20 protein-coding genes are annotated in these 21,725 nt (G+C 37.8%); 17 read left to right on the forward strand and 3 right to left on the reverse strand.

The annotated features are described in order from the left end of the window. The first annotated feature begins 19 nt into the window (after window positions 1-19). The 3 genes from QFZ31_RS27775 (at window position 20) to QFZ31_RS27785 (ending at window position 5,847) form a co-directional block, all read left to right on the forward strand. Window positions 20-2,665 (forward strand): valine--tRNA ligase, encoded by a 2,646-nt coding sequence (locus tag QFZ31_RS27775; RefSeq protein WP_307309377.1) that lies wholly within the window; start codon window positions 20-22, stop codon window positions 2,663-2,665. A 73-nt stretch (window positions 2,666-2,738) separates the two neighbouring features. Beyond that, on the forward strand, window positions 2,739-4,061 hold the full coding sequence (locus QFZ31_RS27780; RefSeq protein WP_307309380.1) for a bifunctional folylpolyglutamate synthase/dihydrofolate synthase: 1,323 nt from the start codon (window positions 2,739-2,741) through the stop codon (window positions 4,059-4,061). Between the two features lie 70 nt (window positions 4,062-4,131). Further along, entirely contained in the window at window positions 4,132-5,847 is a 1,716-nt protein-coding gene (locus QFZ31_RS27785) for a sensor domain-containing diguanylate cyclase (protein WP_307309381.1), read from the forward strand. Between the two features lie 49 nt (window positions 5,848-5,896). Here QFZ31_RS27785 and QFZ31_RS27790 read toward each other — a convergent pair whose 3' ends face one another. The 3 genes from QFZ31_RS27790 to QFZ31_RS27800 are packed head-to-tail and all read right to left on the reverse strand — an operon-like array spanning window position 5,897 to window position 8,181. Beyond that, window positions 5,897-7,243, reverse strand: a complete 1,347-nt coding sequence (locus QFZ31_RS27790; RefSeq protein WP_307309383.1) for a hypothetical protein — start codon at window positions 7,241-7,243, stop codon at window positions 5,897-5,899. Then, on the reverse strand, window positions 7,236-7,697 hold the full coding sequence (locus tag QFZ31_RS27795) for a type II secretion system protein J (protein ID WP_307309384.1): 462 nt from the start codon (window positions 7,695-7,697) through the stop codon (window positions 7,236-7,238). The genes QFZ31_RS27790 and QFZ31_RS27795 overlap by 8 nt, the downstream gene beginning before the upstream one ends. Then, window positions 7,687-8,181 (reverse strand): prepilin-type N-terminal cleavage/methylation domain-containing protein, encoded by a 495-nt coding sequence (locus QFZ31_RS27800; RefSeq protein ID WP_307309386.1) that lies wholly within the window; start codon window positions 8,179-8,181, stop codon window positions 7,687-7,689. The genes QFZ31_RS27795 and QFZ31_RS27800 overlap by 11 nt, the downstream gene beginning before the upstream one ends. A 266-nt stretch (window positions 8,182-8,447) precedes the next feature. Here QFZ31_RS27800 and QFZ31_RS27805 point away from each other — a divergent pair, with 266 nt between their 5' ends. The 14 genes from QFZ31_RS27805 to radC all read left to right on the forward strand — a co-directional run bounded on the left by QFZ31_RS27805 (window position 8,448) and on the right by radC (window position 21,632). Beyond that, window positions 8,448-9,227, forward strand: coding sequence for a hypothetical protein (locus tag QFZ31_RS27805; RefSeq protein ID WP_307309389.1), 780 nt, complete (start codon window positions 8,448-8,450; stop codon window positions 9,225-9,227). A 25-nt stretch (window positions 9,228-9,252) separates the two neighbouring features. Next, window positions 9,253-10,545: a VanW family protein gene (locus QFZ31_RS27810; RefSeq protein ID WP_307309392.1), complete on the forward strand. Its 1,293-nt coding sequence runs from the start codon at window positions 9,253-9,255 to the stop codon at window positions 10,543-10,545. 18 nt (window positions 10,546-10,563) lie between these two features. Then, window positions 10,564-12,225 (forward strand): GspE/PulE family protein, encoded by a 1,662-nt coding sequence (locus QFZ31_RS27815; RefSeq protein ID WP_306076125.1) that lies wholly within the window; start codon window positions 10,564-10,566, stop codon window positions 12,223-12,225. Between the two features lie 13 nt (window positions 12,226-12,238). Beyond that, complete coding sequence (locus tag QFZ31_RS27820; protein WP_307311831.1) at window positions 12,239-13,288, forward strand: type IV pilus twitching motility protein PilT; 1,050 nt, start codon at window positions 12,239-12,241, stop codon at window positions 13,286-13,288. Next, on the forward strand, window positions 13,281-14,486 hold the full coding sequence (locus QFZ31_RS27825) for a type II secretion system F family protein (protein WP_307309398.1): 1,206 nt from the start codon (window positions 13,281-13,283) through the stop codon (window positions 14,484-14,486). Before QFZ31_RS27820 ends, QFZ31_RS27825 begins: the two co-directional genes overlap by 8 nt. Before the next feature lie 140 nt (window positions 14,487-14,626). Then, window positions 14,627-15,082 carry a prepilin-type N-terminal cleavage/methylation domain-containing protein gene (locus QFZ31_RS27830; RefSeq protein WP_307309401.1) on the forward strand — a complete coding sequence of 152 codons (456 nt, stop codon included), beginning with the start codon at window positions 14,627-14,629 and terminating at the stop codon, window positions 15,080-15,082. Between the two features lie 14 nt (window positions 15,083-15,096). Beyond that, complete coding sequence (locus QFZ31_RS27835) at window positions 15,097-15,858, forward strand: prepilin peptidase (protein WP_307309403.1); 762 nt, start codon at window positions 15,097-15,099, stop codon at window positions 15,856-15,858. 16 nt (window positions 15,859-15,874) lie between these two features. Beyond that, window positions 15,875-16,870, forward strand: a complete 996-nt coding sequence (gene pilM, locus QFZ31_RS27840) for a type IV pilus biogenesis protein PilM (protein WP_307309405.1) — start codon at window positions 15,875-15,877, stop codon at window positions 16,868-16,870. After that, a complete protein-coding gene (locus QFZ31_RS27845) occupies window positions 16,870-17,655 on the forward strand; it encodes a PilN domain-containing protein (protein WP_307309408.1) in 786 nt (261 codons plus the stop codon). Before pilM ends, QFZ31_RS27845 begins: the two co-directional genes overlap by 1 nt. Next, window positions 17,652-18,437: a hypothetical protein gene (locus tag QFZ31_RS27850; RefSeq protein WP_307309411.1), complete on the forward strand. Its 786-nt coding sequence runs from the start codon at window positions 17,652-17,654 to the stop codon at window positions 18,435-18,437. Before QFZ31_RS27845 ends, QFZ31_RS27850 begins: the two co-directional genes overlap by 4 nt. A 39-nt stretch (window positions 18,438-18,476) precedes the next feature. Continuing rightward, the gene (locus tag QFZ31_RS27855; RefSeq protein WP_307309414.1) at window positions 18,477-18,902 is read left to right on the forward strand and encodes a type II secretion system protein; all 426 of its coding nucleotides are present in this window, start codon (window positions 18,477-18,479) and stop codon (window positions 18,900-18,902) included. A gap of 116 nt (window positions 18,903-19,018) precedes the next feature. Next, window positions 19,019-20,098 (forward strand): SPOR domain-containing protein, encoded by a 1,080-nt coding sequence (locus QFZ31_RS27860; protein WP_307309416.1) that lies wholly within the window; start codon window positions 19,019-19,021, stop codon window positions 20,096-20,098. 230 nt (window positions 20,099-20,328) lie between these two features. Continuing rightward, window positions 20,329-20,898 (forward strand): Maf family protein, encoded by a 570-nt coding sequence (locus QFZ31_RS27865; protein WP_307309418.1) that lies wholly within the window; start codon window positions 20,329-20,331, stop codon window positions 20,896-20,898. A 44-nt stretch (window positions 20,899-20,942) separates the two neighbouring features. Continuing rightward, the gene (gene radC, locus QFZ31_RS27870; protein WP_307309420.1) at window positions 20,943-21,632 is read left to right on the forward strand and encodes a RadC family protein; all 690 of its coding nucleotides are present in this window, start codon (window positions 20,943-20,945) and stop codon (window positions 21,630-21,632) included. Window positions 21,633-21,725 lie beyond the last annotated feature (93 nt).

Genomic DNA, 21,725 nt, shown 5'->3' on the forward strand with positions numbered 1-21,725 from the left:
AAATGAAGGAGATGGTCAAATGGAAACGAAGGAAATTACCATGCCAACCAAGTATGACCCACAATCGATTGAACAAGGTCGTTATGATTGGTGGCTGAAAGGAAAGTTTTTTGAAGCACAGAATGATGAGGGCAAGCAGCCTTATACGATTGTAATCCCGCCGCCAAACGTTACCGGAAAGCTGCACTTAGGGCATGCTTGGGATACAACTTTGCAAGATATTGTTACAAGAATGAAGCGGATGCAGGGCTATGATGTTCTTTGGCTTCCAGGAATGGACCATGCCGGTATTGCGACCCAGGCGAAGGTTGAAGAAAAACTTCGTGGCGAAGGCAAAAGTCGCTATGATTTAGGCCGTGAAAAGTTCGTTGAAGAAACATGGAAGTGGAAGGAAGAATACGCTTCTCATATCCGCCAGCAGTGGGCAAAGCTTGGTTTAGGATTAGATTACAGCCGTGAGCGTTTCACATTAGATGAAGGTTTATCGGCAGCAGTACGTGAAGTATTTGTTACTCTTTATAACAAAGGTCTTATTTACCGCGGCGAATACATCATCAACTGGGATCCATCCACGAAGACAGCACTATCTGATATCGAAGTTATTTACAAGGATGTTCAAGGTGCATTCTATCATATGAAATATCCGTTAGCAGACGGTTCTGGACATATTGAAGTAGCAACCACTCGTCCAGAAACGATGTTAGGTGATACTGCAGTTGCCGTTCATCCAGAGGATGATCGCTACAAGCACTTAATTGGCAAAACGGTAATTCTTCCAATCGTGGGCCGTGAAATTCCAATTGTTGGTGATGACTATGTAGACATGGAATTCGGTTCTGGGGCAGTTAAAATTACTCCAGCACATGACCCGAATGACTTCGAACTAGGAAATCGTCACAACTTAGAGCGAATCCTTGTTATGAATGAGGATGGCTCGATGAATGACAGAGCAGGAAAGTACAAAGGTTTGGACCGTTTCGAATGCCGTAAGCAAATTGTTAAGGACCTTCAGGAACAAGGCGTTCTTTTCAAAATTGAAGAGCATTTACATTCTGTTGGTCATTCCGAGCGCAGTGGTGCAGTTGTTGAGCCTTACCTTTCAACACAATGGTTTGTTAAAATGCAGCCACTTGCGGATGAGGCCATCGCTCTGCAAAGTAAGGAAAACAAAGTTAATTTTGTTCCAGATCGTTTTGAAAAAACCTACCTTCACTGGATGGAAAATATCCGTGACTGGTGTATTTCTAGACAGCTTTGGTGGGGTCACCGCATTCCTGCTTGGTATCATAAAGAAACAGGTGAAATATTCGTTGGGCACGAAGCGCCAGCAGATAGTGAAAATTGGGAGCAGGATAAAGACGTATTGGATACGTGGTTCAGTTCTGCGTTATGGCCGTTTTCCACAATGGGCTGGCCAAATGTAGAAGCAGAAGACTTCAAGCGTTTCTTTCCAACAGATGTACTTGTAACTGGCTATGACATCATCTTCTTCTGGGTTTCCCGGATGATTTTCCAAAGCCTTGAATTTACTGGAGATCGACCATTTAAAGACGTTCTGATCCACGGCTTAGTTCGAGATGAACAAGGACGCAAAATGAGTAAATCGCTTGGCAATGGTGTGGACCCAATGGATGTCATTGACAAATATGGTGCGGACGCATTACGCTATTTCCTTTCAACAGGTAGCGCACCTGGTCAGGATTTACGTTTTAGCTTTGAAAAGGTTGAGTCGACTTGGAACTTTGCAAATAAAATCTGGAACGCCTCCCGTTTTGCATTAATGAATATGGATGGCATGACATACGAAGAAATTGATTTTAGCGGAGAAAAATCAGTTGCCGATAAATGGATCCTCACTCAATTAAACGAAACCATTGAAACTGTTACAAAGCTTTCAGAGCGTTATGAATTCGGTGAAGCGGGTCGCGCACTCTACAACTTTATCTGGGATGACTTCTGTGATTGGTATATTGAGATGGCGAAGCTTCCATTATATGGTGACGATGAAGCTGCAAAGAAAACAACTCGTTCGATTCTTGCACATGTTCTTGATCAGACAATGCGTTTGTTACATCCATTCATGCCATTCATTACCGAGGAAATCTGGCAGAACCTTCCACATAGTGGCGAATCGATTACAACTGCCAAGTGGCCAGAGGTAAATCCAGCCTACTCTGATGAACAAGCTGCACAGGAAATGAAGATGTTAATGGAAATGATTCGTTCTGTTCGAAACATCCGTGCTGAAGTAAACACGCCAATGAGCAAGAAGATTAAAATGCTTGTGAAGGCGAAGGATGATTCTGTTTTAGCAGCAATAGAAAAAAATCGTGCCTATATTGAAAAATTCTGTAACCCAGAAGAATTACAAATGGGAACCAACCTGGAAACACCAGAAAAGGCTATGACGGCAGTCATTACCGGATTGGAAATCATCCTTCCACTAGAAGGATTGATTAACATTGAAGAAGAAATTGCCCGCCTTACAAAAGAGTACGATAAATTTACAAAAGAAGTAGAAAGAGTGGAAAAGAAACTCAACAACGAAGGCTTTATGAAAAAGGCGCCTGAAAGTGTTGTAGCCGAAGAACGTGCCAAAGAAAAAGACTATCGCGAAAAAAGAGCGTTAATAGAGGCTCGTTTAAATGAGTTAAAAGGTTTATAATAAAAAGAAATCGAGACGAGTCCTTCATTAAGGATTCGTCTTCTTTTAGAAAAATAAAGTTGGGGTGTCAGAAATGTTTACAACCTATAACGAAGCCCTTGAATGGATTCATGGAAGATTAAGACTCGGGATTAAACCAGGTCTGGCCAGAATGGAATGGATGATGGAGAAACTCGGATCTCCTGAATTAAAAATGAAGACCGTCCATATTGGCGGTACAAATGGCAAAGGTTCAACGGTAACCTTCTTGCGGTCGATTCTTGAAGCTGCTGGCTATTCGGTTGGTACTTTTACCTCACCATATATTGAACAATTTAATGAACGAATTTCAGTCAATGGCAAACCAATCAGTGATGAAGAGATTATGGAACTGACCAATGTTATTGTCCCGCTGGCTGACGAATTAGAAGAAACTGAGCTAGGTGGACCGACGGAGTTTGAAGTGATTACAGCGATGTCTTTCTATTACTTTGCCAATATAAATCAAGTTGACATAGTACTATATGAAGTGGGCTTAGGGGGAAGATTTGATTCTACGAATATTATTCAACCAATAGCTTCTGTCATTACAAACATCGGTCTGGATCATACGAATATCCTTGGTCATACTTATGGTGAAATTGCATTTGAAAAAGCGGGTATTATAAAAAGTCAGATTCCTGTTTTCACTGCTGTGAAAAATCAGGACGCCATTACTGTAATAAGAGAACAGGCCGATAAAAAGAATGCTCCACTTTTTATACTCAATCAGGATTTCTCCATAACCTCACACCTTCCGCAAGAAACAGGCGAGGTGTTTATCCTAAATGTTGCTGGTCATCTAATTGAACAATTAGAAATTAGCATGATTGGCCAACATCAAACAGAAAATGCGGCTTTAGCCGTCATGGCAGCACAATCTATCAATCGTCATGAAGAATTTTCAATCTCTGAGCATGCAATAAGGACAGGCTTAAAGAGAGCATATTGGCCAGGCAGGTTTGAACTCCTCTCTAAAAGTCCACTCGTGATTATTGACGGTGCACATAATGATGAGGGAATTGCAGCACTTGTTCATGAACTTTCAAATCGTTATTCTAACTATACTATTCATATTGTATTTGCTGCCTTAAAGGATAAAAAGCTAGACAAAATGATAGCTCAATTGGACCAAGTTGCCGATGAAATCTCATTTGTATCGTTTGATTTCCCTCGAGCAGCGGATGCCTTTGATTTGTTTTCACTAAGTCATTCAAAAAATAAAAGAATCGGGGATAATTGGGATTCACATCTTGCCAAATGTATCCAAGACCTACAGCCAGATTCCGTTCTAGTCGTTACAGGTTCTTTATATTTCATCTCAGAGGCTAAACCGTATTTAAGTGAATTTTTGAAAAACAATACAATTTCACTATGACAAGCTAAAGTATTTTTGATAATATTAGTATACTCAATTTCAAAATAATGTAAGTGGGAGGGGGAGTGGAATGGCTGTTCAACCGAAAATGAAAAAAGCAATCTTTCTTGTCTGGTTATTGTTAGTTCCAGCAGGAATGTGGTTTACCTATCAAGCTTTTCCTCCCCACTTCTCGGGACAATGGTGGGATTTATTAGCTTTTTTGACGTTAACATCTGTTGTGGCATTTATGCCAATGGTCATTAATAATACTCCTATCTTTCTAATCCAATGGGTTTCACTTGCAACGTTTTTGAGTTTTGGCTTGTTCATAGAAATGATTTTTGCCCAAGTAGCTGTTGTTTTGTTACTCTTAGGGCTGCGTGTTCAAAAGGAACAATATTTCCGCATACCGCTAAATTTGATCATGTTTTTCCTTGTATCCTTACTGAGCGGTGTTGTTTACTATGCACTTGGTGGACAAACTGGACCGACCCTAATAAATGACCCACATGCCATATGGCTTGCAGCAGTTTATGCAGTAGTAAATTACTGTCTAAATCAGGTCATCATTTCTTTTTATTTATACTTCATTTATAAAAGTAAAGAATCCTACTTTGGGAAGGATTTCATCGTTGAGACCATCACCACATTTATAACCTTGCCACTTGGCTTTGTCCTATATATGTTTTATAACCAACAAGGTTTATTAGCTTTATTGATCGTAGCCGTTCCATTTGCGAGTTTATCGATCATTTTTAAACTTTATTATTCAAGTGAGAAAATCAATGAATATTTACAAAAAGCGGCTGAAATTGGTCATCAAATGGCAGAACGTCTTGAGGTAGATGGTGTCATTGACCTTTTTATTCAGAGGTTAAGTGAAATGCTGCCGGTTGACTATGCTTATATTTTTGATGTCATCAGTGAGGACGAGCTTCAATTAGTGCGACGTATACAGTGTGGTACGGGAATTACTACTGAGACTGCGAAAATCAAAAAAAATCAGGGTATTAGCGGTTATGTATGGGAAAAGCGAAAAGGTTGTTTATACCATTCAAAAAAAGAATGGAAGCCCTATTCCGAAGGCTATCTCCCTGTTGATGCAGAAAGTGTATTAGCCGTTCCTATCGTCAGAAATAAAAAAGTCATTGGGGTATTACTGCTCGCTTCAAAGCGAAAAAGAGCATACGAAAAATCTCAGTTGATGATTGTTGATATTCTTTGTTCGTATTTTGCAGTAGCAATCGATAATGCAAAGCATTATGAACTTACAAAGACACAGAGCGAACGCTGTGCGTTAACAAAATTATATAATTATCGTTACTTTGAAAAATTACTAACTGAGGAATTCGATAAATTATTCCAATTCGAACGCAAAGTCTTATCGTTAATAATTCTTGATATCGATCATTTTAAAACTGTCAATGACACTTACGGTCACCAAAGTGGAAATGAAATTCTTTGTGAGCTTGCCACAAGATTAAATAACCTTGTGGGTACAAGGGGTACAGTTGCCAGATATGGTGGCGAGGAATTTGTAGTTTTACTTCCTGAGGCACACAAAGAAGAAGCCTACCAGATGGCAGAGATGATCAGACAATCAATCGCAAACTGGCCATTTATATTACAGCAATCATTAGATCTCAAACAGCACCAAGTAAAAATAACTGCGTCCATAGGGATTGCAACTGCACCTGAAGATGCAGAAGAGCCGCTGGCATTGGTTCGACATGCTGACCGAGCACTGTATGTTGGGGCGAAGAGGGCCGGGCGAAATCGGGTGGCAGAATATTCATCATGTTAATAAAAGAAATAGGGTGTTCCATTTGGAAAGCACCCTATTTCTTTTGCTATTAATAATCATAATCGATATCTCTTGAAATATCGTCACCAAACTCTATCGAAGGAATTGCAGGTTGTGCAACAGACTCTCCACATAAATCTTTAAAGACGTTTGGATCACTTATGTTAGCAGTTACCCCAGGTTTATTATAAGCAAAACCAGTAATGGACCCTCTTACAAAAAGCTTACCATTATTCTTAATTTCAAAAGTTTTTGCATCTGCATATAAATTTCCATTAACACAAAGTGTGGAGTTATCAATCGTTAGTATATTGCCAGTAAGCGAAACAGTAGGGGAAGTACCATCGGCCCCATCGACATAAACATAGGTTTTATCAAAGATCTCAAATTGTTTAAGGGAAATTAATCGATCTTTGACATAAATCTTAGAGTTATCCGCTCTAAATTGGCCCTCTAAACGTGTTGTTCCATTAGATTTAATTAGGAGGTCCTTCACCCAGTTTAAATTTCCGCCTAAAGTAATAGAGTCATTGGAAATGATATCTACATTCTGTATTCCATTTCCATTACCTTTTCCATCGATACTTAATGGGACTGTAGAATAAATCGCTTTATCATTCATATGATTGAAGTTTCCTGATATGGAAGGTGGAATCTTCCCGTTATTTTCTGCTTCAGGATTTGCAGTGATTAAAATTTGGTCACATGTATTAAGATCACTTAACTCCCGTTTATTTGTACATTGTTGAGAAATGTTAGTACCAGTTGGATCAAATGCAGTAAATGTTGGCAAGACCTGCGTCGTAGTGGTCCCACTAGAATTACCATTAGGTTTAAACGTCAATGCAATATTAAGTGTTCCACTTAGGCTGGCATTTTTCCCATTTTCTAATCCTGTGCTTCTAAAATGAAAGCTTACAGCATCTGGTGTTGTAACAGCCAATGGGTCTGTTTCAAGTAATTCAATTTGGAATTTGGTTTCTGTACCATCTTCTAGTTCTATAATAAAAATGTCACTAGGCGTACCAGCACTAACCACTTGGGTATGCTTTTCAGCTAATCCCTCTTCAATAGCCGTTTTCATTAAGTCAATTGCTTTTTGCTTGTATGCGGCTTCCCCGATACTCGGATTATCTTTATTAGCTAGGATATACTGGTTAATAGCACTATTTACCGAATCACGTTTGGCAAGGTAAATATTATAAACCATAGACTGATAATAGGAAACCCCCATTTCAGCTAAGGCAACAGTTTGTGATCTTGTTTCAACAACCTTATTTTGTTTCACTGTACTAAAAGATTGTGCACCAAATGAAAGGAATAAAACCATAAAAATTGTAATTACCATCAAAACTGTCACTAGTGCATAACCATCTTCATTCTTCATTTTACTCATACTTCTCCCCCTCCTTAAGTCTGTAAAGTAAAGTTCTTACTGCCACAAAATTATTGGGATTATTTTTTTCTGATATCCTAACTTTTAAATCTAAGTCCTGACCTTCATTACTAGGTTTGTGTGGAGTTGGAGTTAATTCTGAGTTATCTGAGGGGTCCTCCGCTCTAAAACAATACTGTGAATGTGTAAATAACTGAATTTCTACATTATTCTTATCACGAACTGATATGTTACAACCTGCGCTTACGATTGTATATTCTTCTATCGTTTGGTGGATTCTTGTTAAAGAAGAAATTACAATATTCGATTGTTGCTGAAGCATATTTTTCGTTATAGATTTCTGTGAGAAGTTATACCCTTGGAAAAAAATCTGCCATATTGTAATACCTATTATCGATAGGATAGAGACCGTTGCCAAGACTTCAACTAATGTAATACCTCGTTCAGTCCGCATCAATTGTCATCTCCTTCTTAACAACAATATAGCCATATGTTTCGCCAATAATTGTATCTCTTTTATTTTTAACTTGGACAAGTATCTTATAGGTCTTTATCAAGTCATTCTCTCCACCAAATCCTGTTTCAGGATTTTTCCATATTCTAATTTCAGAATTTATATCATTCTTTTTAAATGTATAGAAAGTATCAGTTGTGGATGTTGTTGTAACCTCAGGAGGAATGGGCCAATCAATGGATGTAGGAGTTTCCTTTTTTAAAGCGCTTATTACTTTCTCACCAGTGACCGTGTCTTCAGATTTCCATTCATTTAATATTTGTTTAGCACTGTTTATAGCCTGGGACTTATCTTCATTATGTTTATTAATAAAACCCATTTGAGGAAATATACCCATTATACCTATCAAAACGATAGATAACAGAGATATTGCTGCAATAACCTCTACTAACGTAACACCTTTTTCGTTACTGATAAATTTCATATAAACATCCCCTTCTACAGAGAAGATACTATTTTCATAGTTTATTAGGTTTAATTTTAACAAATCATTAGATAAAAAATAACAAATTTCAGTAATTATGACCTATAAATGTTTTCCATCTTCTTTTAAACTATTAAAAAGTATTATACAATATCTAGTAGACGAATTTTGTCTAATTTTTGCATTAAACAATAAAAAATTATAATTTTTTGTAAAAAAATGTAGTTTTTATAGTATAAATGGACTGGTAAAAGGGATGTGAATGAATGCTAACAGTTATTTGGGTATTAGGTTCTATGCTTTTGATGTTATTGATTCATTTGTTATTACCACTTGGATACACAAAAAAAGGAAAGTTTATCGTTGTGGTAACAAGTGGCTTGTTAGCAATGGGAGGACTTGCAGTAGTTACTTCCGTTCCAGTTTGGCAAACGTTTTTAGTTCTACTGGCTCTTTCTTTTTTAGCGGCTTATATGATGGATAGCCGTTTAGGGAAAGTTATGTATATGACTAAAGAGCAGTTCATTGAAGATATTGATTTTCAAGACACTAAATCTTCATCTACTCCAGCAAATCAGAATGAGAAAACTTTAGACATAGAATTGATGGATTTATCGGAAATGGAGATTACTGCTTCATCTTCTCCTGTTAATAAAAAAGATGAAAATATACTATTTGATGACTCACTAGATGAAGACATTTCCTTCTTACAGGAAAGAGAACTTGAAAGCATTAGTGAGAAAGTCATCGAGGATGACCAACTTGAGGTTGGTTATTTATCTGATATTGAGAGTCTACTAGAGAATAGTATCCAAGAAGTGGTAGATTTACAAGAGGAAGAGCTTGAATCACTTGATGAAGAGGGCTGGCTAGATGAATTAGCTGAACTCTCTGTAATCAAGGATGAAGAAAAAAGTGCTAATAAAGAACCACAATTGGATGATTTTGAATTAGAAGAGTTGTTTATTGATAAAGAAGCAGCGGCAGCAAAAACATCTGATAACAATGAAAGCAAATCAGGGAAAGTACTTGAATTACAAAAGTAACTATGGAGAAGGGGGGGCATAAAGTTTGAGCAAGCATCAACCATTCATCAAATTATTTGTTGTACTTTTTTTAAGTACAGCAGTTATTTTTAGTTCTTCCCATTTTGGTGCAAAGGCATTTCAAAATATAACCAATGCTTCAGATGGAAAATACTCAGCAGGAACGACGATTGGTTCTTTAGATATTTCTGGAAAAACAGAAAGTGAAACAATTGCTTTGTTAGAAGAAAAGTATGTCGAATGGGTAAAAAATACAAAGATTGAACTCCAATATAGTGAAAAAATAGTACCATTCGATTTGAATCTTTTTAGCTTCGATGCCACCCAATCGGTATATTCTATAAAGGACGGAGAGGCAAATACAGTTTCAATGACAATTGAACTGCTGCCGGTTGAAGAACATATAAAGTTACAATTTCCAACAATTAAAACGCAAGAAATCGAACTAACAAAGCTTTTAACAGACCTAGCAAATACAGCCACAAAGTTTGATGCTGGTTCATATAAATTTAATTTGAATAAAGACTATCTACTTGTTGAAGCTGGCAAAAAAGATAATATTATCAGTAAATCGATTGTGAGATTAACAGATATCCCAAATGAATTAGCTTCAATACTGACAGCTAACCCTGAGTTGCAAATTGCTGAAGGTGCAACTTTCTCCTTGTTAGAATTCGCTAAACAGCAAAAAATCGAAAGTTCAGCTTCCTTAAGTGTTATTGCAACAGGAATCTATCAGTCAGTTTTACCCACAAATTTTAAAATTATTGAAAGAAATATTAGTAGTGGACTACCAAATTATACAGCTGTTGGGTTTGAAGCTAAGGTTAATGTGGCTAATGGTGCAGATTTTATCATTGTTAATCCTAATTCAACTCCATATAGAATAGAACTAAAATTAGAAAATAAGGATCTTATTGTTACCGTTAAGGGAGAAAAGTTACTTTACGATTACAGAATTAGCAAAAAAGAGGAACAGCATTTAAAGCCAAAGACGATTGTTCAATATAGTCCACTCCTGCTGCCTGGTCAAACAAAGATAGAAACTAATGGTTTAGATGGACAAATTGTTAAGATTTTCCGAGAAACCTATCAAGGTGAGCAATTGATTACGAGTGAGCTATTATCAGAAGATTATTACCCACCTTTATATCGTGTGGAAGTCCATGGTCTAATAGGAACACAGCAGGCATCTACCGTAACACCAAGCTCAGCAACAACTAATCCTACTGGAAATCCATCAACTACATCTTTGGAAACGATCGAACAGAATTCAAATGATGACCTTTGGGGGAAACCAAATGAACAACCAAAATAATTTAAGTAGAGATAAAAGATGAAACAAACACGCAGACGACTAGGAGATTTATTAATTGAGGAAGGGTTAATTACCCCGGAGCAGCTTCAATCAACATTAGATGAAAAAGCCCCTAATCAAAAAATAGGGGACGCCCTTCTGCAAAAAGGATACATTACGGATCAACAGTTAGCTGAGGTATTAGAGGTTCAGCTGGGAATTCCGAATATCAATCTCATGCATTATCCATTTGATACGAACCTTTTTTCTCTTATATCAAAAGAAACTGCAAGACGGAATTTAATTGTTCCTTTGAAAAAAGAAGGTAATAAACTTTACGTAGCGATGGTTGATCCGATGGACTTTATCGTAATCGATGATCTCCGTCTTTCAACAGGCTTTCAAATTGAAACCGCAATTTCAACCAAAGAAGGTATTCTAAGGGCAATTAATAAATATTACAATGTTGATGAAGGGCTCGAGGAGCTATTTGATGAACTTTCACCGAGTGAACGAGGCCGTGACGATGATATTAATGACCTCGATTCACCGATTGTACGTCTAGTAAACCAGATTTTAACCAATGCGGTTATTCAGAAGGCAAGTGATATTCATATTGATCCACAGGAAACAAAAGTGGTTATTCGTTACCGTGTGGATGGTGTACTTCGAGTTGAGCGAGTATTGCCTCGTCATATGAGAAGTGTCCTAACTGCAAGGGTTAAAATTATGTCCAATCTTGATATTACTGAACACCGGATTCCACAGGATGGGCGGATTAAAATAAATCTTGACTTTCACCCTATTGATCTCCGTGTTTCTACTCTGCCAACGGTTTACGGAGAAAAAATTGTAATGCGGATCTTGGACATGGGTGCGGCACTCAATGATTTAAACAAGATCGGTTTCAATGCACTTAATTTGAAGCGGTTTTCGGAGATGATTGAGCAGCCAACAGGGATTGTCTTGATTACGGGGCCAACCGGTTCGGGTAAATCTTCAACCCTCTACGCGGCTCTTAATCGTTTAAATAGCGAACAGGTAAATATTATTACGATTGAGGATCCTGTTGAATATCAGCTTGAAGGAATTAATCAAATTCAGGTTAACGCCAATGTGGGGATGACCTTTGCAGCTGGATTACGTTCGATTCTTCGTCAAGATCCTAATATAATCATGGTCGGGGAAATTCGAGATAAAGAGACCGCAGAGATAGCTGTACGAGCATCATTAACAGGTCACCTAGTGCTAAGTACGCTGCATACAAATGACTCACTAGGTACAGTTACAAGATTAATTGATATGGGGGTTGAACCATTTTTAATTGCCTCCTCCCTAACTGGAATTGTTGCTCAGCGATTAGTTCGTAAGGTGTGCCGTGATTGCGCAGAGGTTCAGGATGCGACTAAACGTGAAATTGAGATATTTGCCCGCCGAGGAATGAAAATTGAAAAGATCACTCGCGGAAAAGGATGTCAATCCTGTAATATGACTGGATACAAAGGAAGGGTTGCTCTTCATGAAGTGCTCGTCCTAAATGATGATATGCGCAGGATTATTATGAATGAAGATTCCACTCATAAATTAAAAGAGGTCGCGATAAAAAATAAAACCATTTTCTTGATTGATGATGGTTTACTAAAGGTAAAACAAGGTCTAACTACCACAGAAGAAGTATTGCGTGTAGCTATCTTGGAGTAGGAGAACAAACATGATGAGAGAAAAAATAGAGAATATATTGCGGGCGGCGCTGGAATTTAAGGCCTCGGACATCCATCTGACCGTTGGTGTCCCGCCCATCTTTCGTATAAATGGGGAAATTAAACGTTACGGGAAGGACATATTGCTTCCTGCTGATACAGAAGAAATCGCGAAAATAACCATTCCAGAAAATATGTATGATTTATTTAAGGAAAAAGGGGAGCTTGATTACTCTTATGGTATCCCAGGAGTTTCACGTTTCCGTGTAAATGCTTATCATCAACGCAAAAGTGTGTCATTAGCTCTAAGGGTAGTTGCATCAAAAACGCCTACCATCGAAGAACTAGATTTGCCAAAAATCATTCCAGAGCTTGTTGAGAGACCGCAGGGGCTTATTTTAGTCACTGGTCCAACGGGTAGTGGTAAATCAACCACACTTGCGTCAATGATTGACTATGTGAATCGGACAATGCGTAAGCATATTGTCACATTGGAAGATCCAATCGAATATCTACACAAGCATGGGAACTCGATTATTGACCAGCGCGAAGTGGGCTTTGATACTCAATCCTATGCTAATGGTTTAAAAGGCGCACTCCGTCAAGACCCAGACATCATTCTAGTAGGGGAAATGCGTGATTTAGAAACAATCGGAATTGCGATTACAGCTGCCGAGACAGGACACCTTGTGTTGGGAACACTGCATACATCCAGTGCACCGTCTACGATTAACCGTATTATTGACGTATTTCCACCTGCACAGCAGCCGCAAATTCGTGTACAGTTGGCGTCCGTTTTAGTTGGGGTTATATCACAACGTCTATTTCCAACAGTTGATAAAAAAGGTCGTAAAGCAGCCACGGAAATTCTTGTTAACAACCCAGCTATCGCAAACTTAATTCGAAATGAAAAAATACACCAAATCCAAAGTACAATGCAAACGTCACGTGCGCAAGGTATGCATACCCTTGAAATGAGTATTAGAGACTTAATTGACCGTAATCTAATTCAAAAAGAAGCAGCAAATAAATATCTACAAGAAAAGATGATGCTGGATGGCTAGATTCAAATATTCAGGACGTGACAAACGAGGGAAAAAAGAGGGTACAATAACCGCTACTTCCAGAAGAGAGGCAATGGCTAAACTAAAGGAAGATGGCATCCGAGTCATTGAAATGACAGATGTACCTGAAACCCTAATGACTATGGAGTTAACAATTGGAAACCCGGTAAAGCTGCAGCATTTTGTTATCTATTTAAGGCAGTTTGCTACCTTAATAAAAGCTGGAGTAACAGTAGTTGAAGCAACAGAGATTCTATCAGTTCAGACAGAGAGTAAAGCCCTGAAAAAGGCATTAATTGCAGTGGAACAGGATTTACGTGAAGGAAATCCGTATTCAGAGTCAGTTGCGAAACATAAAAAGATTTTTAACTCGATGTTTATTAACATGGTCAAAGCTGGCGAAGTTGCGGGGAACATGGATGAAACATTAGAGAAACTAGCGGATGATTTTGAAAAGCAGCATGATACTGTAGCTAAAGTGAAGTCTGCTTTGACCTACCCAGCTGTAATTGGGATTCTAGCAATTGGAGCAGTTATCTTTTTATTAGTTGGTGTGGTTCCTACTTTCGTAACAATGTTTGAAGATTTGGGCGCTGAGTTGCCAGGAATAACGAAATTTGTATTAAATGCTAGCGGATTTATGCAATCATTTTGGTGGCTTATTTTCCTAGTAATTTTAGCTTTTGTAATTTCAATTATATATATGAAGAAAAATAAAAAAACTAGGTATTATCTAGATTACCTTCTTTTAAGAATGCCTATCTTTGGTAACATGTTGCAAAAAGCAGCTCTAGCTCGAATGATGCGAACCCTTAGTTCTCTATTCTCAAGTTCAGTCCCAATTTTGCAAGCAATGTCGATTGTTGAAAAGGTTGTAGAAAATGAGGTGATTGCTAGAGTGATTCGAGAATCTCGCAATTCTCTTGAGAAAGGTCGCTCGATGACAGAACCAATGATGAATCACTGGGCTTTCCCGCCACTGGTGACGCAAATGATATCTATTGGTGAAAGTACTGGTGCACTAGATTCGATGCTAACTAAAATTGCTGAGTTCTATGAAAAAGAAGTTGAACAAGGAACAGATCGGCTAAAATCCTTAATTGAACCAATTATGATTGTTTTTCTAGCTGGGGTAGTGGGGGTAATTGTCCTTTCAATTATGATGCCAATGTTCTCAATGTTTGACCAAATGAGCTAATGTAACAAAATATCAGTAAATATTACAAATATGTTAAAATCAAGACAAAATGCGATAAAATTCTCTTTTCAATAGCTTACATTTATTGTATACTCATAGAGAAATATTACTAGGTTCATAGAACCAGAAGGAGATGGAATATGTTAAAAAAAATAGGATCAAGGCTTAAGGAACAAAAAGGTTTCACATTAATCGAATTACTAGCTGTTATTGTTATTTTAGGGATCATTGCTGCAATTGCAATCCCTGCGATCGGGAATGTTATTAGTAAATCAGATGATAAAGCCAAAGTTCAAGAAGCATTATTAATAATTGATGCTGCTAAAATGTTTGTTGCCGACAATCATCCAAGTGGAGCAACAACAACACTTACTAAGGATACAACAACAGCGGATGCTGCTGAAACTGCTACACTTCCAACAAATGGGTTAACTGATTATCTTGATCGTGTTGATGATAGTTCCTTTTCAGTAACTGTGACAAAAACAGCAACAGGTTACACTTACGCAATTTCTGGTCATGCAGCAAACGAAGTAGGTGAAGCAGCTGACATCCCTGACTCTGCTTCAGAAGATGATTTATTAGGATATAATTAGAACTGCTTCTTCAGATGATGATAATTACTAGTATACTATTCATCTACGGTCTAATATTTGGTTCCTTTTTCAATGTAGTTGGCCTAAGAGTACCAGAAAAACAGTCAATTGTCACCCCACGCTCTGCTTGTCCAAATTGTGGGCATCGATTAAAACCATATGAACTTATTCCAGTAATTTCATATCTTCTTCAAAAAGGGAAATGCCGCGGCTGTCAGTCGCGGATTTCTCCTATCTATCCGTTTTTTGAATTACTAACAGGCGTTTTGTTTGCAACAGCACCACTTGTGATTGGATGGTCCGGGGAATTAGTGGTTGCCCTTACCCTAATTTCAATGTTTATCATAATTGTGGTTTCTGATATTCACTATATGATCATCCCTGATAAGATCTTAATCTGGTTTGCAGGGATTTTTTTATTGGAACGAATTGTTTGGCCGCTCTCCCCGTGGTGGGACAGCCTGATTGGGGCTGTAACTGGTTTTGTGCTCTTGCTCATCGTTGCGCTTGTTAGTAAAGGCGGCATGGGAATGGGAGACGTTAAATTATATGCATTGCTGGGTTTCGTCTTAGGTTTTAAACTAGTACTTTTATCCTTCTTTTTTTCTACTTTATTTGGAGCCGTCATTGGCGGTTTGTTGCTTATTTTTAAGATTGTTAAAAGAAAGCAGCCGATTCCGTTCGGTCCATTTATTGCAGCCGGGACATTGACGGCTTATTATTGGGGTTCGGAACTCATCGATTTGTACTTTCAGTTTCTTAATACAGCTTTTTAAGTAAGGGGTAATTATTATGGCATTTTCCCTCTTTTCATCAAAAAATCGAATAGTTAACCTAGTAGTAAATGACCATTCGGTTCGTTTTGTTGAATTAAAACAAGCGAACCCCCCTGCTGCACAAAAATGGTGCGAACGCTTCCTTCCCCCGGGAGTTATTACCGAAGGGAAGATTACTGATATTGATTCGCTGGCAAATATACTGGAAGAGTGTATTGATGAATGGAAAATTAAAGGTCGTCAAGTTCGTTTTCTTGTTCCTGACCCGCTGGTGATTATCCGTAAAGTCTCTATACCTGCTGATATTCAGGATGATGAAATCAAGGGATATTTATATTTGGAACTTGGTTCTAGTATACATTTACCATTTGAAGAACCAGTCTTTGATTATTTTCCACTCGCTAATAAAGGGAAGACAAAGGATTTGCTTTTGTTTGCGGCCCCTGAACAATATGTAATGGAATATGCAGAATTATTCTCTAGTCTGAAGCTAAACCCAATTGCAGCAGATATTTCGCCGCTGGCATTGTATCGTTTATTCCATCAAATCGGACAAGCTGGGGAAAATGAGGTTTTGTTTACGGTACAGTTTGACTTAACAAGTGTTAATTTATGCATTTTTGAAGAGACTGTACCTCTTGTGATGAGACAGTTCCCGCTTCCTTTTGATATGGATAAATGGGATATCAAACAAGATATTGCAGGCTCGATGATATTTAAATACACGGGCGATACAGAGGAATTAGTTCTCCAGTTCGAAGATATATTAAATCAAATTAACAAGTTAGTAGATTTTTATCGTTATACACTTTCAAATGAAAAAAAGGATATCACGAAGTTCCTTTTAAACGGTGATCATCCAATGCTAGAAGCGATCTTTGACGAAATGAACGAAAGATTTGAGATACCTGTTGAGAGGATTGAACAGGAAGGAATTGAAAATGGTAAAACAGGAAGCGTACCGGCTAATCTATTATTATCTTTAGGTCTCGCTTTAAAAGAGGTGAAATGATGTTAGTAGAAATTAACCTGCTTCCCCAAAAAGAACCAAGGAAAAAAAGCTTTTTTATTATAGTAACTGCAATGGCAGTTATTTTTCTATCCCTAGGAACGTATTATTTCTTGCAAATTCAGACGACTAAAAGTGATATTGCCAATCTCGATAGTCAAATCAAAATGACAAAAGATTTAGCGGCGATAGAGGAAAAGAATGCAAATAAGAGTGAATCTGAATTATCTATTACACTTTTAAAAAGTGCCGTTGAATGGGCTAATAGCTATCCAATAGAGACCATACCTGTTATGCAGCATTTGACAGGTTTATTGCCAGAACGTGGTTTTATCCAAACCTTTGCTTATACAGAGGCTGGTACAGTCACTATTTCCGTTCAATTTGATAGCGCAAGAGAGGCTGCTTATTTCTTAGATAATTTAAATGAATCAGAATGGATTGATGATGCTAATCTAAGCTCCTTGACTGCCAAGGAGCAAGAAGAAAACAAAGAAGCCGTACCTTCAACAGCCACTCAGGGTACTAACAATCAACAAACTAGTACGAACGTAAATAACCAATCAATTGTGGTCACAACCGACCCAAATAATCCAAATAGTATCATAATCACTCCAGTAGATCCGAATACAACCGATGCACAGGATACAACAGCTACAGCTCAACAACAACCAGTGGATGTATTACCAAGGTATATTGGTCAATTTGAAATTAAGTTTAATAAAGAAACGATTAAGAAGCTGCTTAATAAAGGGAGCGAAGATGAGGAAGGAGTGACACAATCATGAAACTAAGTTTCTCAAAAAAGCATAAACTTATTTTATTGGTTGGCCTTCTTCTTATTGTCTTTCTAGTTGTCTATGCCCAATTCATTAAGCTTTCACCCTTGAAATCTGATTTAGAATCAAAAGAACAGACATTGGTAACTGAAAAAAAACTACTAGATTCGATTTCTCAGAAAAAACTAGATGATACAAAAAAGGTAACCGAAGATACAAGAGAACTGCAAAAAAAGGTACCCGTCACCCCATTACAGGAACAGTTTATTCTAGATTTAGAGAAGGCAGAAAATGTCTCAAATAGTAAGATTAGCAGTATGGCTTTTTCAAAAGATGCGGATGTACCGATGGCAACAGAAGCTGCTCCTGCTGCAGAGACGGCTAATGCTGCAGAGACGACTGAGACAACCGAAGTTCCTGAGGTTAAAACCGTTCAAGAAACTACAGCAGAACAAGCGGCTCCAGCACCTACCTCAGGATTAAAGAAATTAACTGTAAATCTTAGTGTTGAATCACCTGCATATGAAGATATTGAAAAGTTTATCGCAACACTCGAATCGTTAAAGCGAATAGTCGTTGTTGAAGCAATCAATTACTCAGGGGGAGAAGAAGTAACGACTCTTAATCCTGAAGAAGAGAAAAAACCAATATCCTATACTCTTACAGTATCAGCGTATTATTTACCAGGTCTGGAGGATCTAATTGCGGAGCTTCCGAAGATAGATGCGCCCGCACCTGCTAATAAGAAAAATCCATTAAGCGCCTCTTCAGATGTTTTGAAGAATAATTAGAAATTACTTTCCTTAATACCAAGGTAAAAGGGTTTTTAAATGAAAAAGACAAGTTATCTTAATGAAAAAGGATTTTCACTTGTAGAAGTGCTAGCGGTAATTGCCATCCTAGGCTTTATTGCATCAATTGGGCTTATTTCGATCTCAAATGTAATAGCTAAATCAAAGGATAAGACCTTTGTTAATAATGCATTAACAATTATACATGCAGCTGATTTATATCTTCACGATGAAAAAGTAGCAGATAAAGATAGTCTCACTCAAATTACTTATGAGGATTTATATAATTTTAATTATATAAATGAATTCTATGATCCTTATACAGGTGAGGTATTAGCGCCATCGGATGAAACTTATGTTGAAGTAACAGACGGAAAAATTACCAAAGTTTTTTTAAGTGGAGAGAACCGGAACCTCTACTCTGAGATTGATAATATATCAGTAGACCTAATAAGTATGAAATAAAGTGAAAAAATTGACGAAAGCATTGTATAACAAGACGACAAAAGTCTTGTTATTTTTTTTCGTCTTTATGATAGGATGGTAGAAATTGCTATTGGTAGAGGGAGGAGTACGAGTTAGTGGATAAGCCGAATCGTGGCAATACCATCAAAATAAAGCTAAATGGAGAAAGCCAGACTTTCACTGAAGAGCCCATTAAGAAGGAACAAGAATCTTGCAAAGATTCTTTTACTAAAGTGATAAACATCGACGAAGATTTCAATGATCAGGATGTTTTTCTAGAGACTGCTGCTGCAAAGGAATCGGTCGATGAAAGTTTTGACTGGATTATTCCTGAATCCGCAGGAAACCACATTCAGGAATACAAAGTTGTCAGCAGTCAAAACCAGAAAAAAGGCGGTAAAAAGAAAACTGCTAATTTCACAACCTTTTCGATGAAGCGAAATGGTGGCGTGCTAAAATCTATTATTGTAACTGCCGTTTTTGCTATCTTAATTGGGACTAGCTTTGGGGTCCTTATGCTTAAGTTAGTCATTAGTGAAAACAGTAAACCAGCAGTAACTGAGCCAGTGGACGTAGGTAAAGGGTCTGACAAAGGTTCAGAAGCAACAGGTGGAACGAGTAGTGCGATTGTCCTTGGAACACAAAATGTGTTTATCGTTCAGGGCGGAGCTTTTACTACAAAAGACGCAGCAACAAGTGCAGCAAGCCAAGCAAAAGGCAAAGGGTTGCCAGCACAAACTTTATCAATAAGTGAAAAAGAATATTTGTTTTTAGGTGTGGCTGATTCAATTGAAACAGCGAAGGCGTTAGGGGCACAATATAAAGCTAATGGATTTGAGGATGTATTTTCAAAACAACTCCCGATTGCTGAAAAGAATGTGTCAGATATAAATGAAACCGAGAAAAGCTTTCTCGAAGCTGCTTCAGATATTTACCAACAACTATCAAAGATCACTTCCAACGCGATTGTTTCTGGAAGTATTTCATCAGAAGGTAGTAAAGAAGTTGCAGGGATTGGTGATCAACTGAGTCAATCTGCAGACAAGCTGAAAAATGAAAAAGTAAAAAATCTTAACAAGGAATTATCGAGTGCGTTGGCGGGTGTAGAATCATTTCAAGAAAAGAAGAGTAAAGATAGTTTGGTTGAAGCACAACAGCATTTATTAAATTATCTAAGTATCTATTATTCATTGTAGTCGACAAAAGCTGATATTTTCCGGGAAATTATCCTTGAATAACGAGCCTGTCTATTTTGGACAGGCCTTTTGTAATGAAATCATAATATTTTGAATTTAATTCCGAGAGATACTTTGCATAATTTGACAAATTTCTTCGAACTTTAATCATATAAAAATTGTTTGCTTCTACAAATTCTGATACGATTATCATGTATCTCCCTAAATGATGCAAAAGGTAAGGTGATGAAATGCAAAACCTCATTTTAGCCTCTTCTTCTCCACGGCGAAAAGAACTTCTAGAAAACCTCCGATTAACATTCACGATCTCAAGCAGTGAAGTAGATGAAAGCTTTGATCCAACGCTTTCTCCAGAGGATGTAGTTATGGATCTTGCCGAGCGAAAAGCACAGGTTATTTTTAAAGAAAATCCAGAAGCGTTTGTTATTGGTTCCGACACGATAGTTGTTGCCGAAGGCCAAGTCTTAGGAAAGCCAACTGACGACACAGACGCAATGGGAATGTTAAAAATGCTTTCTGGCAAAAAACATGAAGTTTATACCGGTGTTTCCATATTGTCTCCAAATGGAACAGCACGTTTTTTTGAAAGAACAGAAGTCTGGTTTTGGGAGTTAACGGACGAGGAAATCAATTTCTATGTACAAAGTGGTGAACCGCTTGATAAAGCAGGTGGATATGGCATTCAGCAGCTTGGAAGTATGCTTGTCAAAAAAATAAATGGAGACTATTTTGCGGTTATGGGTCTGCCCGTCGCAAGAACTTATCGCGAATTGAAGGGGCTAGGCTACCAATTGTCGTGACAGCTATGTAGTTCTTTAACTCCCTATCATAGGGAGGAATTAGAATGTCAACCAATTCATTAATGATTCGTGATTTTCCTCAAGATGAAAGACCAAGAGAGCGATTTATTCAAAATGGTCCAGCCAGTTTATCAAACCATGAATTAATTGCGATCTTACTAAGAACCGGCACGAAGGATGAAAGTGTTCTTCAATTATCGAACCGGCTGCTTACCAATTTTGAAGGCTTACGGCTTTTAAAGGATGCCACCTTAGAAGAAATGACTGAAATCAAGGGGATTGGTCAGGCGAAGGCGATCCAAATTCTCGCTGCAGTCGAAATTGGCAGGAGGATAGCGAACTTAAACTATACGGACCGCTATGTGATTCGCTCCCCTGAAGATGGTGCTAACTATGTGATGAACGACATGCGCTTTTTATCACAAGAGCATTTTGTTTGTTTATATCTTAACACCAAGAATCAAGTGATCCATAAACAAACCATCTTTATCGGAAGCTTAAACGCTAGCATCGTACATCCTAGGGAGGTATTTCGCGAGGCTTTGAAACGTTCCGCTGCTTCTATCATTTGTCTCCACAATCATCCTTCAGGAGACCCCTCCCCAAGCCGTGAGGATATTGAGGTAACAAAGAGGCTCGTAGAGTGCGGGAAAATGATAGGGATCGATGTTCTCGATCACCTCATTATTGGCGAAAACAAATTTGTCAGCCTCAAGGAAAAAGGATATTTATAATACTATGATTTTTTTAAACGTTGGGATATAATAATGTTTATGATTTTTTAGGACATCTTTCGTGATTATCATATAAATTTACTAGAAAAATTA

It is taken from the genome of Neobacillus niacini (assembly GCF_030817595.1).
In the GTDB taxonomy this organism is placed as follows: Bacteria; Bacillota; Bacilli; order Bacillales; family Cytobacillaceae; genus Neobacillus; species Neobacillus niacini_G.

Bases quoted from the DNA above. Each gene is read 5' to 3' on its own strand.
- QFZ31_RS27775 (WP_307309377.1), top strand. From the start codon at position 20: ATGGAAACGAAGGAAATTACCATGCCAACCAAGTATGACCCACAATCG.
- QFZ31_RS27780 (WP_307309380.1), top strand. From the start codon at position 2,739: ATGTTTACAACCTATAACGAAGCCCTTGAATGGATTCATGGAAGATTA.
- QFZ31_RS27785 (WP_307309381.1), top strand. From the start codon at position 4,132: ATGGCTGTTCAACCGAAAATGAAAAAAGCAATCTTTCTTGTCTGGTTA.
- QFZ31_RS27790 (WP_307309383.1), bottom strand. From the start codon at position 7,243: ATGAGTAAAATGAAGAATGAAGATGGTTATGCACTAGTGACAGTTTTG.
- QFZ31_RS27795 (WP_307309384.1), bottom strand. From the start codon at position 7,697: ATGCGGACTGAACGAGGTATTACATTAGTTGAAGTCTTGGCAACGGTC.
- QFZ31_RS27800 (WP_307309386.1), bottom strand. From the start codon at position 8,181: ATGAAATTTATCAGTAACGAAAAAGGTGTTACGTTAGTAGAGGTTATT.
- QFZ31_RS27805 (WP_307309389.1), top strand. From the start codon at position 8,448: ATGCTAACAGTTATTTGGGTATTAGGTTCTATGCTTTTGATGTTATTG.
- QFZ31_RS27815 (WP_306076125.1), top strand. From the start codon at position 10,564: ATGAAACAAACACGCAGACGACTAGGAGATTTATTAATTGAGGAAGGG.
- QFZ31_RS27820 (WP_307311831.1), top strand. From the start codon at position 12,239: ATGAGAGAAAAAATAGAGAATATATTGCGGGCGGCGCTGGAATTTAAG.
- QFZ31_RS27825 (WP_307309398.1), top strand. From the start codon at position 13,281: ATGGCTAGATTCAAATATTCAGGACGTGACAAACGAGGGAAAAAAGAG.
- QFZ31_RS27830 (WP_307309401.1), top strand. From the start codon at position 14,627: ATGTTAAAAAAAATAGGATCAAGGCTTAAGGAACAAAAAGGTTTCACA.
- QFZ31_RS27835 (WP_307309403.1), top strand. From the start codon at position 15,097: ATGATGATAATTACTAGTATACTATTCATCTACGGTCTAATATTTGGT.
- pilM (WP_307309405.1), top strand. From the start codon at position 15,875: ATGGCATTTTCCCTCTTTTCATCAAAAAATCGAATAGTTAACCTAGTA.
- QFZ31_RS27845 (WP_307309408.1), top strand. From the start codon at position 16,870: ATGTTAGTAGAAATTAACCTGCTTCCCCAAAAAGAACCAAGGAAAAAA.
- QFZ31_RS27850 (WP_307309411.1), top strand. From the start codon at position 17,652: ATGAAACTAAGTTTCTCAAAAAAGCATAAACTTATTTTATTGGTTGGC.
- QFZ31_RS27855 (WP_307309414.1), top strand. From the start codon at position 18,477: ATGAAAAAGACAAGTTATCTTAATGAAAAAGGATTTTCACTTGTAGAA.
- QFZ31_RS27865 (WP_307309418.1), top strand. From the start codon at position 20,329: ATGCAAAACCTCATTTTAGCCTCTTCTTCTCCACGGCGAAAAGAACTT.
- radC (WP_307309420.1), top strand. From the start codon at position 20,943: ATGTCAACCAATTCATTAATGATTCGTGATTTTCCTCAAGATGAAAGA.